The sequence below is a fragment of the Pseudomonas vancouverensis genome (assembly GCF_004348895.1).
Classification (GTDB): Bacteria; Pseudomonadota; Gammaproteobacteria; order Pseudomonadales; family Pseudomonadaceae; genus Aquipseudomonas; species Aquipseudomonas vancouverensis.
This window is the reverse complement of record NZ_RRZK01000032.1, coordinates 199,262-212,457: the sequence shown is the minus strand read 5'-3', so window position 1 is coordinate 212,457 and position 13,196 is coordinate 199,262. Positions and strand designations below refer to the sequence as shown.

Annotated in this window: 12 protein-coding genes; 3 read left to right on the top strand and 9 right to left on the bottom strand. The window is 60.5% G+C overall.

Features of this window, described 5'->3' with window-relative positions:
• Window positions 1–189: 189 nt before the first annotated feature.
• A complete protein-coding gene (gene ppc, locus EIY72_RS25140) occupies window positions 190–2,820 on the bottom strand; it encodes a phosphoenolpyruvate carboxylase (RefSeq protein ID WP_093214770.1) in 2,631 nt (876 codons plus the stop codon).
• A gap of 201 nt (window positions 2,821–3,021) precedes the next feature.
• Here ppc and EIY72_RS25135 point away from each other — a divergent pair, with 201 nt between their 5' ends.
• From EIY72_RS25135 to lptF, 3 genes are all read left to right on the top strand, one after another.
• Window positions 3,022–3,366 (top strand): pilin assembly protein, encoded by a 345-nt coding sequence (locus tag EIY72_RS25135; protein WP_093214767.1) that lies wholly within the window; start codon window positions 3,022–3,024, stop codon window positions 3,364–3,366.
• Between the two features lie 365 nt (window positions 3,367–3,731).
• Window positions 3,732–4,145, top strand: coding sequence for a DUF4398 domain-containing protein (locus EIY72_RS25130; protein WP_093214764.1), 414 nt, complete (start codon window positions 3,732–3,734; stop codon window positions 4,143–4,145).
• 49 nt (window positions 4,146–4,194) lie between these two features.
• Window positions 4,195–4,992: a lipotoxin F family OmpA-related lipoprotein LptF gene (gene lptF, locus EIY72_RS25125; protein ID WP_093214761.1), complete on the top strand. Its 798-nt coding sequence runs from the start codon at window positions 4,195–4,197 to the stop codon at window positions 4,990–4,992.
• 60 nt (window positions 4,993–5,052) lie between these two features.
• Here lptF and EIY72_RS25120 read toward each other — a convergent pair whose 3' ends face one another.
• The 8 genes from EIY72_RS25120 to EIY72_RS25080 all read right to left on the bottom strand — a co-directional run bounded on the left by EIY72_RS25120 (window position 5,053) and on the right by EIY72_RS25080 (window position 13,190).
• Window positions 5,053–5,382: a PA3694 family proteiin gene (locus EIY72_RS25120; protein WP_093214758.1), complete on the bottom strand. Its 330-nt coding sequence runs from the start codon at window positions 5,380–5,382 to the stop codon at window positions 5,053–5,055.
• Window positions 5,379–6,293, bottom strand: coding sequence for an alpha/beta hydrolase (locus EIY72_RS25115; protein ID WP_093214754.1), 915 nt, complete (start codon window positions 6,291–6,293; stop codon window positions 5,379–5,381). Before EIY72_RS25115 ends, EIY72_RS25120 begins: the two co-directional genes overlap by 4 nt.
• Before the next feature lie 162 nt (window positions 6,294–6,455).
• Window positions 6,456–7,733 carry a flavohemoglobin expression-modulating QEGLA motif protein gene (locus EIY72_RS25105; RefSeq protein ID WP_093214749.1) on the bottom strand — a complete coding sequence of 426 codons (1,278 nt, stop codon included), beginning with the start codon at window positions 7,731–7,733 and terminating at the stop codon, window positions 6,456–6,458.
• A gap of 25 nt (window positions 7,734–7,758) precedes the next feature.
• Window positions 7,759–8,313, bottom strand: a complete 555-nt coding sequence (locus tag EIY72_RS25100) for a hypothetical protein (protein ID WP_093214746.1) — start codon at window positions 8,311–8,313, stop codon at window positions 7,759–7,761.
• 138 nt (window positions 8,314–8,451) lie between these two features.
• Window positions 8,452–9,168, bottom strand: coding sequence for a TetR/AcrR family transcriptional regulator (locus EIY72_RS25095; RefSeq protein WP_165939613.1), 717 nt, complete (start codon window positions 9,166–9,168; stop codon window positions 8,452–8,454).
• A gap of 99 nt (window positions 9,169–9,267) precedes the next feature.
• Window positions 9,268–10,770 (bottom strand): lysine--tRNA ligase, encoded by a 1,503-nt coding sequence (lysS, locus tag EIY72_RS25090; RefSeq protein WP_093214738.1) that lies wholly within the window; start codon window positions 10,768–10,770, stop codon window positions 9,268–9,270.
• Window positions 10,771–10,885: 115 nt separating this feature from the next.
• A protein-coding gene (gene prfB, locus EIY72_RS25085) for a peptide chain release factor 2 (RefSeq protein WP_109790603.1) occupies window positions 10,886–11,981 on the bottom strand; the annotation gives its coding sequence in 2 pieces (ribosomal slippage) (window positions 10,886–11,908 and window positions 11,910–11,981; 1,095 coding nt in all).
• A 207-nt stretch (window positions 11,982–12,188) separates the two neighbouring features.
• Window positions 12,189–13,190: a response regulator gene (locus EIY72_RS25080; RefSeq protein WP_093214733.1), complete on the bottom strand. Its 1,002-nt coding sequence runs from the start codon at window positions 13,188–13,190 to the stop codon at window positions 12,189–12,191.
• Between the last annotated feature and the right edge of the window lie 6 nt (window positions 13,191–13,196).

The following is a 13,196-nucleotide window of genomic DNA, read 5'->3' as shown; positions in this document are numbered from 1 at the left end:
ATCAAGATACACAGCAGGCTGCGCCCACACAAGACGCCAAAAGTCGGAGAAACCGTGACCTGCCGTGCCCCTGCGACCGGGTTCGCCAAGTCGCAACCCCATCATTAACTGTCGCCTGGCAGCACTTTTACCGTCGTCGAACAGGGGTGTCCAGCTGCGCGCCGGACGCCCTGCCCCACGCTGAAATCCTCAACCGGTATTGCGCAGACCTGCGGCAATCCCCGCCACAGACACCAGCAACGCCTGTTCTACAGGGCTGTCTTGCGCCACATCCGGTTGCCGCGAACGGGCCAGCAGCTCGGCCTGCAATAGATGAAGCGGGTCGAGGTAGGTGTTGCGCAAGCGGATGAATTCCAGGGTGTCCGGGCTATGTGCCAGCAGCTGCGACTGCCCGGTCAGACCCAGGACAATGCTGCACGCCTGCGACAATAGGTCGCGTAAGTGCGCGCCCAACGGCAACAGATCCGGCCCGACCAGACGCTCGTCATAGGATTGCGCGATGTCGGCATCGGCCTTGGCCAGGACCATCTCGAGCATGTCGATGCGCGTGCGGAAAAACGGCCACTGCTCGCGCATCTGCCCCAGCAACTCGCCCTCCCCGCGCTCCAGTGCCTTGCTCAAGGCGGCTTCCCAACCGAGCCAAGCCGGCAGCATCAGGCGGGTCTGGGTCCAGCCGAAGATCCACGGAATGGCGCGCAGGCTTTCAATGCCACCGGCCCGACGCTTCGCCGGACGACTGCCCAGGGGCAAGCGGCCGAGCTCCTGCTCAGGCGTCGACTGACGGAAATACTCGACGAACTGCGGATTTTCCCGCACCACCGCGCGGTAGGCACTCACACCGTCCGCCGCCAGCTCGTCCATCAAGTGTCGCCATTCAGGTGTCGGCATTGGCGGTGGCAGCAAGGTCGCCTCAAGCACCGCCGCCAGATACAGATTGAGGTTTTGCTCGGCGATGTCCGGCAGACCGAACTTGAAGCGAATCATTTCGCCCTGTTCCGTGGTACGGAAACGCCCCGCCACCGAACCCGGCGGCTGCGACAGGATCGCCGCGTGGGCCGGGCCGCCGCCACGGCCCACGGTGCCGCCACGGCCATGGAACAACAGCAGTTCCACTTGCTGCTCGCGGCAGATCTCCACCAGACGCTCCTGCGCCCGGTATTGCGCCCAGGCCGCCGCGGTGGTGCCAGCGTCCTTGGCCGAGTCGGAGTAGCCAATCATCACTTCCTGCGGGCCTTGCAGGCGTGCGCGATAGCCCGGCAACTGCAACAGTGTCTCCATCACTGGCCCGGCGTTGTCTAGGTCGGCGAGGGTTTCGAACAGCGGCACCACGCGCATCGGCCGCAGCACGCCGGACTCCTTGAGCAGCAACTGCACGGCCAGCACATCGGACGCCGCACCGGCCATGGAGATGACATAGGAGCCGAGGGATGCCCCCGGTGCCGCAGCGATTTCCCGGCACGTCGCCAGCACTTCGGCAGTGTCGGCGGACGGTTTGAAGTAGGCCGGGAGCAATGGGCGACGGTTATTCAACTCACGCATCAGGAAGGCGATGCGCTCTTCTTCGCTCCAGTCCTCATAGCGACCCAAGCCGAGGTAATCGGTGATTTCGGTCATGGCCGAGCAATGCCGCGACGAGTCCTGGCGCACATCGAGACGCACCAGGAACAGGCCGAACGTGACCGCGCGGCGCAGGCAATCCAGTAGCGGCCCATCGGCAATCACGCCCATGCCGCACTCGTGCAGCGAGTGGTAGCACAGCTCCAGCGGATCGAGCAGTTCGCGATTGTTTTGCAGCACATCGACCGGGGCCGGCGTAGGTGTCGATAACGCGGCATGCGCCCAGTTACGTGTCGCGCGCAGTCGTTCGCGCAGTTGCTTAAGCACTGCACGGTAAGGTTCGGCGTTGTCGCCGGCCTTGGCCTTCAACTCATAGCTGGCCTGCTGCATCGACAGATCGGCCGCCAGTTGATCGACGTCCCGCAGGTACAGATCCGCCGCCATCCAGCGCGCCAGCAACAGCACTTCGCGGGTGACGGCGGCGGTGACATTGGGGTTGCCGTCGCGATCACCGCCCATCCACGAAGCGAAACGAATCGGTGCGGCCTCCAGCGGCAAACGCAAGCCGGTGGCAGCGTGCAGGGCCTGGTCGGCCTTGCGCAGATAGTTTGGAATGGCCTGCCACAACGAATGTTCAATCACCGCGAAACCCCACTTGGCTTCGTCCACCGGAGTGGGACGGGTGCGGCGGATTTCTTCGGTGTGCCAGGCTTCGGCGATCAGCCGCTGCAAGGTGGTCTTGATCTGATCGCGTTCGTCACGGGTCAGATCGCGGTGATCGAGGGCCGCCAGTTGCGCGGCAATCGCGTCGTACTTCTGGATCAGCGTACGTCGAGCAACTTCGGTCGGGTGCGCGGTGAGCACCAGTTCGATTTCCAACCGCCCGAGTTGCCGGGCCAGTGCTTCGGCGCCATGGCCTTCTGCACGCAGGCGCGCGAGCAGCTCCGGCAGCACCCGCGATTCAAACGGTGCAGGCTGGGACTCTTCGCGACGATGAATCAGCTGGTACTGCTCGGCGATGTTGGCCAGGTTGAGAAACTGGTTGAACGCCCGCGCCACTGGCAGCAGTTCGTCTTCAGTCAACTGGTTGAGGCTGGCGCTGAGTTCGGCGTCCATGGAGCCCCGACGATCAGCCTTGGCGCCCTTGCGGATCTGCTCGATCTTGGCGAGAAAATCTTCGCCGTACTGTTCACGAATGGTGTTGCCCAACAGCTCACCCAACAGGTGAACGTCCTCGCGCAAGCGTGCATCAATATCGGTCATCAGCAGGTCTCCAGCAAAAAATCCGGGCGGCTAAGAACCTAGAGAGTGCCGCTCCAGACCGCTTCTTACAAGCAAGACGACAAAGGGCCTTTAAACCTTTGGTGTTGCAGCTAGTCTCAACAGTGAGCCGTACAACGGCCGCCACCGGCGCCTGCCGGACACTCACCCTGCCTGCCACGAGCAGCGCGCAATGAGGTCACTATGAAAATCCGCGAGCTTGCCCACCATTGGGAAGAAAACGCCAAGGGTCGCCTGACCGACACCGGCTATTCGATTCATCTGGACGTGGAGTCTGCCGCCCGGCTGGCAGCAATCATCGACATGTACCCCAAGCGCCAGCCTGAAGAATTGCTCGGCGACTTGATTGGCGCCGCGCTGGAGGAATTGGAACGCAGCTTCCCCTACGTCAAAGGCTCGACGGTTGTCGCCACCGACGAAGAAGGTGATCCACTGTACGAAGACATCGGCCCGACCCCGCGTTTTCTCGCCTTGTCGCGTCGGCATTTGCACGATCTGGCGGCGACCAGCGACGAGCAAAAACACTGACGCCCTCTCCTTTCCTTGTGGGAGCGAGCTTGCTCGCGATAGTGGTAATACAGTCAACGAATAAGTTGAATGCTAATCCGCTATCGCGAGCACGCTCGCTCCCACATTTGCCTGCATTTCCATTCGTGCATTTCATTTCACCAGGCCCGCTACAGCGCCTGTCATTGCGTAAATCCGCGCCCTAGAGCCTTGTCGATCTGAGCACCGAGTTTTCGATAGCAGGCTAATTTCTCTGAACTTTTAAAAAACGCCCCGGGTCAACCCCAGTAAGTCACCCTGGGACGGCCGTTTCAAATTGCCCCGAACATGATGGTCATGGCTCCGCGCCCAGGGATGGATTTTTCAGTTGTTCAGGAGTTAGCACAATGGAGTTGAAGACCATGAAAACCCGTACTGGCACATCCTCGTTCACCTCTCTGCACGGTTTGAAAATGGCCGCCCTGGCCATCGGCGGCAGCCTGGTGCTGGCCGGTTGCGCCGGCAACCCGCCCACCGAGCAATTCGCCGTGACCGAATCGGCGGTCAACAACGCCGTGAGCGCTGGCGGTACCGAATTCGCTGCCGTGGAAATGAAGTCGGCCCAAGACAAGCTCAAGCAAGCCGAACTGGCCATGCACGACAAAAAGTACGAGCAGGCGAAAACCCTCGCCGAACAGGCTGAGTGGGACGCCCGCGTAGCCGAACGCAAGGCTCAGGCGATGAAAGCCGAACAAGCGTTGAAGGACTCTCGCCAAGGGGTTCAGGAACTGCGTCAGGAAAGCCAGCGCACCGTTCAGTAACGGCGTGGCACGACGTACTTTCTTACTCGATTAAAAGGACGACACCATCATGAATACCAAACACCTGATGATCCCTGCCCTGCTGGCTGCAAGCGTTGCCCTGGCAGCCTGCTCCACCCCGCCCAACGCCAACCTTGAACAGGCCCGCACCAACTACGCCGGCCTGCAAGCCAACCCGCAGGCAAGCAAGGTCGCAGCCCTGGAAACCAAGGACGCCAGCGATTACCTGGACAAGGCCGACCAGGCCTACCTGGACAAACAGGACCCGGCCAAGGTGGACCAACTGGCCTACCTGACCAATCAGCGCGTGGAAGTGGCCAAGCAGACCATCGCCCTGCGCACCGCCGAAGCCAACCTGAAAAATGCTTCAGCGCAACGAGCCCAAGCGCGTCTGGATTCCCGGGACCAGCAGATCAAACAGCTGCAGGACAGCCTCAATGCCAAGCAGACCGACCGTGGCACGCTGGTGACGTTCGGTGATGTGCTGTTCGCCACTGACAAGGCCGAACTGACTTCCAACGGCATGATGAACATCAACAAGCTGGCGCAGTACCTTCAGGAAAACCCCGACCGCAAGGCGATAGTCGAAGGCTACACCGACAGCACCGGGACAACTTCACACAACCAGTCACTGTCGGAGCGTCGCGCCGGTTCGGTGCGAGCAGCGCTGGTGAAAATGGGTATCGATCCGGCCCGCATCGTGGCCCAGGGTTACGGCAAGGAATACCCGGTGGCGGACAACAACAGCACCTCGGGACGGGCGCAGAACCGTCGGGTGGAAGTGACGATTTCCAATGACAATCAGCCGGTGATTCCGCGTTCGGCGGTGAGTGCCAATACGCAATAAACCGTCGTTACACAGCCCCTGTGGGAGCCAGCCTACTGGCTCCCACAGGTTGTTTTTTGATTACTGTTCCAGCTGCTGTGGCGTCTCCTGCCCCATGCACCGCACCGCTTTCTTCTTGCTGTCCACCAGCACGCCGGTCAGGCCTTTCTGTTCGGTATCGAACAACACCAGCACCCCATCAATGCATTGCGCCACCTGTGCCGCCGGCTCCAGGGAAACTTTGTAGTCTTCGCCGGGAACGGTCTTGAGCATGGTGAATTCGTTGAGCAGCAACGCATCCTCGGGTTTGGCGAAGTGCAGGTAGCCGTAGTACCACAGGGCTCCGACTGTGCCGAGGATGCTGCAGATACCGGTGATGATCAGCGGGATGGCGTTACGTTCTTCACTCATTGCGGACTCTCTGGTGGTTCGTCTTCTGAATTCGGTGGTGCCGGGTAATTGGGGATTTCACCCAAACGGCGCAGGCCGTTGAAATGCTGCGGGTCATCGAGATAGCGCAGCATGACCTTGCGCCAGACCGGGTCGGCGAAGGTCTGCACATGACCGCCACGGGTCAGTTGCAGCACGCGCGGTGGCGGCGCAGCTTGATACAGTCGAATGCCGTTGGAAAGGGGCACGATCGGGTCGTCGATGCTGTGGTAGATGAGTTTCGGCACGTTTTTCAGCTGTGCCATCGAGTTGATGGCGCTGTCGCCATCCGGCACCAGCCAGGACAACGGCACCTGAAATGGCCAGGTCAGCCATGACGTGCTCAGGGCAAATTGGCCGACACTGCGGTAACTGGCGGGGGCGCCATCGAGCACCAGGGCCTTGAGTTGCGCCTGGCGTTCCGGGTGCTGGACCAGGTAATGCACGGCCATCGAGCCGCCAAGACTCTGGCCGAGCAGGACCAATGGCTTGCCCTTGACCTCGGGTGCCTTGTCCAGCCAGGCGAACGCCGCATCGATGTCCTGATAGATCTCCGGCAGGCTTGGCTTGCCTTCGGAGAGGCCATAACCGCGATAGTCCACCAGCAACACCTGGTAACCATTTTTCGGCAACCAGAAACTGCCACCGAGGTGCATCGGCAAGTTGCCGCCGTTGCCGTGCAGGTGCAGCACCGTGCCTTTGACTTCCACGCCTTGTTTGGCGGGCAGCCACCAGGCATTGAGCTTGAGGCCATCGGCGGTGACCAGGGTGACGGTACGGTATTCGAGGCCGGCTTTCTCCGGGGTGAAGATCTGGCCCGGTTCGGGGTAGAACAGCAGCGAGCTGCAACCGCTCAAGGCCAGCAGTAGACAAAGGGTGCCGAGGATTCTCATCCGGTGAAACCTCGCAAAATCGTGGTTGGAATACGGCCCATTGGCAACCGGCAACCTGTGGGAGCGGGCTTGCCCGCGATAGCGATGTCACAGTCAATATTAGTGTTGAATGTTAAGCCGCCATCGCGGGCAAGCCCGCTCCCACAGTGGATCCCACAGGGTCTAAAGGATATTGGAGTAATCGGCTTCGATCCGGTCCAGGCTCAAGTGATTGAGGAAGTTGGAGAAGCACATCCACGCCGACAACGCATTCATGTCGCGGAACTGTTCCGGCAGGTACTTGGGCGGCACCACCAGGCCTTCATCCACCAACTGCCGCAGGGTCCGCATGTCTTCCAGGGTGGTCTTGCCACAGAACAACAGCGGTATCTGCTCCAGTTTGCCTTTGCGCACGGCCAACTGAATGTAGTTGTAAATCATGATGAAGCCCTTGAGGTAGGACAAGTCTTTGGTAAATGGCAGACCTGTCGGCACCGAGCCGCGGAATACGCGGCTGGCGTTGCTGTAGCTCTCGGGCATCTCGAAGCCTTGTTCGCGGAAGAACTCGAACACCTGCAGAAAGTCCGCGCCCTCCTCCACCATGTGGATGGCCCGGGTGCGGTTGGTCAGCTTGCGCAAACGACTGGGGTAGGAGGCGAAGGTGATGATTTCCATGAGGATCGCCAGGCCTTCCTGGGTTACCGTCGACGAGGGCGGGCCCTTGGCGAGAAAGGTGCAGATTGGCTGGTTGAGGCCGTTGAGCGTGGTGCCGACATGCACCAGGCCTTCGTGGACCTCCAGGGCGCGTACATCGCGCTGGTTGAACATCGCGTCGGAGCGGATCTTGATGTAGTCCGCACCCGCCGCCGCGTCGGCAACGATGCCGTCGGACTCGAACACGCGGATGGTTTCCTCGGCTTCGCCAAACACCTTGTTCAGGCGATGTTGCAACATGTCGACCGCGTCCTTGGCGGTCAGGGTCTTCGGCTCGTCTTTCAAATCGCCACGGCCGTCGATGTTGTTCAGGTATTCGGACAGCATCATGCCCAGGTCCGACAGGGTCGGGTCACCGGCGTGGAACGCATCGGAGGCCGCGCCGTACAACTCCTGGGAAATCAAGCCGAAATCCTCGGTGCCGCGCGCTTCGAGCATGCGCACCACCATGCGGTACTCCTTGCACATGCGCCGCATGATCTGCCCGACCGGGTTGAACTGACCGAGCTGGCGAGTGATGTCGCGCTCGATGTTCTGGAACTCCAGCTTGACCTTGCTGGAGTCGAACGCCAACGGCCGATTGAGGTAATAGTCACGATCCACCGCCGGCAATTCCTTGCCCTTGGCCTTGAGGAAGCCCTTGCGAATGTTGTCGTCCCATTTGACCGCATCGAGGACGCGAATCGGCGTCTGCGCCGCGACGATGCGGTCGGACAAAATGCGTATCGACTGTTGATAATCGTCCACGCGGAACTCCTGAAAAACCTGCGGGTTATTGGGTCTTGGTCCGGCGCTGGTAGCGCACGGCTTCGACGAATACGTCGGAATTGGCCGGATCGTCGAGGTAGGCGGCGACTTGCTCGACAGTGCTGTCGACCTGTACGCCATCGCCATCACTGGTCTGGAAACCCTGGCCGTTCAAGGCTTTTTGCCGGATGGCCTGATTGATCTGTTCGAGGTCGAGGCTGTACACCACCAACTCATGCTTGTCGGTCAGTTCGAAGCCGGCAATGGTGAATTGCCCACCGTACTGTGCGGGCACTTTGGCCGATACGTACCAGCGATTACCGTGATGGGACAGGGTAAAAGGATAGGCCTCGCGCACTTTGGGCCGGGCCAGGTAATAGCTGACGGCCTGGTATTGGTTGTCGCCGATACGCGTCAGTTCGAGGTTGAGTGGCTCGCCCCAGCCATTGGTGCTGGTCCATTTGCCAAGCAATCCTTTCGGCGCCGGGTCGCGGGTGGGCAGCGGCTCCTTGAAGGTCACCAGACAGCCACTGAGCAGCAGGAACGACAAGGCGATCACAGCGACGCGCCAGGTTTTCATTCAACACTCCCTATGAACACAGCCTGCCTCAACTGCACTTCCCCCTGTAGGAGCGAGCCTGCTCGCGATGGCGTGTCAGTCGACACCGATGTTGCTGATCCACCATCGCGAGCATGCTCGCTCCTACAAGGGCCGGGGTCAGACTGACGCCAGCACCAGATGCATGTAGCGCGTCAGGATCCCGAGCATTTCCTCTTCGGCCAGCGGCTCGCCGACATTGAGCAACCCCTGATATTCCATCCGCCCGATTATAGCCGTCAACACCTTGGCGTCCTGCTGAGGTTCACGGGAACCCAGCACCTGGAACAGCTGGCAGGTGCCCTGCAACAGGATCTGCTGATGGGAACGCACCAGCTTCGCCAAGCGCGGATTGAGCAGCGCTTCCTGGCGAAACGCCTGCTCGGCCATCAGATGCTCGCGGCGGTTGAGCAATTGCCGCTGCACGTAATCGGCCATCAGCCGGGCAATGTCGTCCGCCAGTTTTGAACGGGCTTGCGGGCTGCCATCACCGCTGTCGACCATTTCGTGCAGCAGGCCCTGATTGTTTTCCCACAACTTGCCCATGTAGGCCGCACTGCGTTCCACGTATTGGGCGAAGGTATCGGTGAGCAGGTCATCGATGTCCTTGAAGTAGTAAGTGGTGGCCGACAGCGGCACTTGCGCCTCGGCAGCCACCGCGCGGTGCCTGACGGCCCGCACGCCATCACGCACCACTATGCGCATGGCGGCATCGAGAATGTCCTGTCGACGCTGTTCGCTGCCCTGTCGGCTGGCCTTGCGGCCCTGGTACTGAACGCTTTCAGCGACCGCAGTGGCGATATCCGCTGCACCTTCTTGAGCCATTGCACGAATCACGACAGGTATTTCCTCTCAGATCAAAGTTACAAGTTGATACGTTTGTACCAGACAGGCAATAAAAAGCCGCCTGAAAAGGCGGCTTTTTGTTTGAAGCACTTACGCTTGTGGCCGCATGTGCGGGAACAGGATCACGTCGCGGATCGACGGGGAGTTGGTCAGCAGCATCACCAGACGGTCGATACCGATGCCTTCACCCGCCGTTGGCGGCATGCCGTACTCCAGCGCGCGAACGAAGTCGGCGTCGTAGTGCATGGCTTCGTCGTCGCCGGCGTCCTTGTCGGCCACCTGCGCCATGAAACGCTCGGCCTGGTCTTCCGCGTCGTTCAACTCGGAGTAGGCATTGGCGATTTCACGGCCGCCGATGAACAGCTCGAAGCGGTCGGTGACGTTCGGGTTGTCGTCGTTGCGACGAGCCAGTGGCGACACTTCGAACGGGTATTGGGTGATGAAGTGCGGCTGCTCGAGCTTGTGCTCGACCATCTCTTCGAAAATCATCACCTGCAACTTGCCCAGACCTTCGAAGCCCAGCACCTTGGCACCGGCTTTTTTGGCGATGGCGCGAGCCTTGTCGATGTCGTTCAGGTCGTCGGCGGTCAGCTCAGGGTTGTACTTGAGGATCGAGTCGAACACCGACAGACGCACGAACGGCTCGCCGAAGTGGAACACCTTGTCGCCGTACGGCACGTCGGTGCTGCCCAGAACCAGCTGAGCCAGTTCGCGGAACAGCTCTTCGGTCAGGTCCATGTTGTCTTCGTAGTCGGCGTACGCCTGGTAGAACTCCAACATGGTGAATTCAGGGTTGTGACGAGTCGAAACGCCTTCGTTACGGAAGTTGCGGTTGATCTCGAACACTTTTTCGAAGCCGCCGACCACCAGACGCTTGAGGTACAGCTCCGGCGCGATCCGCAGGAACATGCCCATGTCCAGCGCATTGTGGTGGGTCTCGAACGGCTTGGCCGCCGCGCCACCCGGGATGGTTTGCAGCATCGGCGTTTCCACTTCGAGGAAGTCACGCTTCATCAGGAAGCTGCGGATGTGCGCAATGACTTGCGAACGCACGCGGAAGGTCTGGCGTACGTCTTCGTTGACGATCAGGTCAACGTAACGCTGGCGATAGCGCTGCTCGGTGTCGGTCAGGCCGTGGTGCTTGTCCGGCAGCGGGCGCAGGGACTTGGTCAGCAGGCGTACGTTGGTCATTTCAACGTACAGGTCGCCCTTGCCGGAACGCGCCAGGGTGCCTTCGGCGGCAATGATGTCGCCCATGTCCCAGGTTTTCACCGCGGCCAGGGTTTCTTCCGAGAGGGTCTTGCGGTTGACGTAGACCTGGATGCGTCCGGTCATGTCCTGGATCACCATGAACGAGCCACGGTTGAGCATGATGCGACCGGCAACCTTGACCGGGATTGCAGCCTCTGCCAGCTCTTCCTTGGTCTTGTCCGCGTACTGTTTCTGCAGTACTTCGCAGTAGTTGTCGCGGCGGAAGTCGTTCGGGAAGGCATTGCCCTTGGCGCGCTCGGCAGCAAGCTTTTCCTTGCGCAGGGCGATCAGGGAGTTTTCTTCCTGTTGCAGGGCTTGCGGGTCGAGTTCTTGGTCGCTCATGTCTTTAAATATTCCATCACAGGTTCGTTGTCCCCGGCCCTTGCGGTCCGGGGATCGCCAGCAGGCTGGCTCCTACAGAGATCGAGTTGAATCAGCCGATCCTGTTTTGCGTCTCTTACAGCCCGGACTTCAGGCTGGCTTCCAGGTATTCGTCGATATCGCCGTCGAGTACCTTGTCGCAGTCGCTGCGTTCGATGTTAGTGCGCAGATCCTTGATGCGCGAGGCATCGAGTACATAAGAACGGATCTGATGACCCCAGCCGATGTCGGACTTGGTGTCTTCCAGCGCCTGGGACGCCGCGTTGCGCTTCTGCATTTCCTGCTCGTACAACTTGGCCCGCAGCATTTTCATGGCGGTGTCCTTGTTGGCGTGCTGGGAACGTTCGTTCTGGCAGCTGACCACGGTGTTGGTCGGTACGTGGGTGATACGTACGGCCGAGTCGGTGGTGTTTACGTGCTGACCACCGGCACCGGAAGAACGATAGGTGTCAATTCGCAAGTCTGCCGGGTTGATTTCGATTTCCACCTTGTCATCGATCTCTGGCGAGACAAAGACTGCGGAGAACGAGGTATGGCGACGGTTGCCGGAGTCGAACGGGCTCTTGCGCACCAGACGGTGCACGCCGATCTCGGTGCGCAACCAGCCAAAGGCGTATTCGCCCTTGATGTGCACGGTCGCGCCCTTGATCCCGGCGACTTCGCCGGCGGACAGTTCCATGATGGTCGCGTCGAAACCGCGCTTGTCGGCCCAGCGCAGGTACATGCGCAGCAGGATGTTGGCCCAGTCCTGGGCTTCGGTACCGCCGGAGCCGGCCTGGATGTCCAGGTAGGCGTTGTTCGGGTCCATTTCGTGGCTGAACATGCGGCGGAATTCCAGCTTGGCCAGGGATTCCTCGAGACGGGCCAGTTCGGCGACCACATCGCCCACTGCGCCTTCGTCGTTTTCTTCGACGGCCATGTCCAGCAGGTCGCGGCAATCGGCCAGACCGGTGTTCAGTTCGTCCAGGGTATCGACGATCTGCGCCAGTGCGGCGCGCTCGCGACCCAGCTCCTGGGCGTATTCAGGTTTGTTCCAGACACTCGGATCTTCAAGCTCGCGATTGACTTCAGTCAGACGCTCATGCTTTTGATCGTAGTCAAAGATACCCCCGAATGGTTTCGGAGCGCTCGGACAGGTCCTTGATGGTGTTCAGGATCGGGTTGATTTCCATGACGGGCAGCACTCGTTGGCGAACTTTTGAAAGCCGGCGAGTATACCCGCAAACGCCTGAAAACGGCAGTCCGCTGGGCTGAAAAGGCAAGTCCCTGTGAGAGCGAGCTTGCTCGCGAGAAGCGCTCAGGCACCGCGTTTATGCCGATAGCCATCGTCATCGTTGACGACCATCGCGAGCATGCTCGCTCCTCCAGAGGCAAGCGGGTCACTCCACCCCCACCTGATTGCGCCCATTGTTCTTCGCCGAGTACAGCCCCTTGTCCGCTGCCGAAATCAGATCCCGGCAGTTGCTTCCGGCTTTCGGAACAATGGTCGACAGGCCGATGCTGATGGTCAGGCTCGATCCCTCGCTCGGCGAATTGTGTGGAATGTTCAGCGCAGCCACGGTTTGACGGAGCTTCTCCGCCACCAACCGAGCGCCGCCCGGCGAGGTGTTGGGCAGCACCAGTGCGAATTCTTCACCGCCGTAACGCGCCGGCAGGTCGGAAGGCCGCGCGCTGGCGTCCTTGATCGCCGCGGCCACCTTGCGCAGCGCTTCATCGCCTTCCAGGTGGCCAAAGCTGTCGTTGTAGGCCTTGAAGTAATCCACATCGATCATCAGCAGGGACAACTGGCTTTGCTCTCGCAGCGAACGACGCCATTCCAGTTCCATGTACTCGTCAAAGTGACGACGGTTCGACAGGCCGGTCAGGCCGTCGGAGTTCATCAGCCGTTGCAGCACCAGGTTGGTATCGAGCAGCTGCTGCTGACTCACGCGCAGTGCGCGGTAGGCCGCATCCCGTTGCAGCAAGGTCATGTAGGACCGCGAGTGATAGCGGATCCGCGCCACCAGCTCGATGTTGTCCGGCAACTTGACCAGATAATCGTTGGCCCCGGCCGCGAACGCCGCGCTCTTGATCAGCGGGTCTTCCTTGGTCGACAGGACGATGATCGGAATGTCCTTGGTCGCCGGGTGGTTGCGGTATTCGCGCACCAGGCTCAGGCCGTCCAGCCCGGGCATGACCAGGTCCTGAAGAATCACCGTCGGCTTGATCCGCACCGCGTGGGCAATCGCCTGATGCGGGTCGGCGCAGAAGTGAAAGTCGATGTTCTCTTCGTTCGACAGCCCACGGCGCACGGCTTCGCCGATCATGGCCTGATCGTCCACCAGCAACACCATGGCGGCGTTTTCGTCGGTCTTGAAGTCGTCGAGCTGTAAATCAGTCATGTGCGG

Bases quoted from the DNA above. Each gene is read 5' to 3' on its own strand.
- EIY72_RS25130 (WP_093214764.1), top strand. From the start codon at position 3,732: ATGGAGTTGAAGACCATGAAAACCCGTACTGGCACATCCTCGTTCACC.
- EIY72_RS25120 (WP_093214758.1), bottom strand. From the start codon at position 5,382: ATGAGTGAAGAACGTAACGCCATCCCGCTGATCATCACCGGTATCTGC.
- EIY72_RS25100 (WP_093214746.1), bottom strand. From the start codon at position 8,313: ATGAAAACCTGGCGCGTCGCTGTGATCGCCTTGTCGTTCCTGCTGCTC.
- EIY72_RS25080 (WP_093214733.1), bottom strand. From the start codon at position 13,190: ATGACTGATTTACAGCTCGACGACTTCAAGACCGACGAAAACGCCGCC.
- lysS (WP_093214738.1), bottom strand. From the start codon at position 10,770: ATGAGCGACCAAGAACTCGACCCGCAAGCCCTGCAACAGGAAGAAAAC.
- ppc (WP_093214770.1), bottom strand. From the start codon at position 2,820: ATGACCGATATTGATGCACGCTTGCGCGAGGACGTTCACCTGTTGGGT.
- EIY72_RS25115 (WP_093214754.1), bottom strand. From the start codon at position 6,293: ATGAGAATCCTCGGCACCCTTTGTCTACTGCTGGCCTTGAGCGGTTGC.
- lptF (WP_093214761.1), top strand. From the start codon at position 4,195: ATGAATACCAAACACCTGATGATCCCTGCCCTGCTGGCTGCAAGCGTT.
- EIY72_RS25135 (WP_093214767.1), top strand. From the start codon at position 3,022: ATGAAAATCCGCGAGCTTGCCCACCATTGGGAAGAAAACGCCAAGGGT.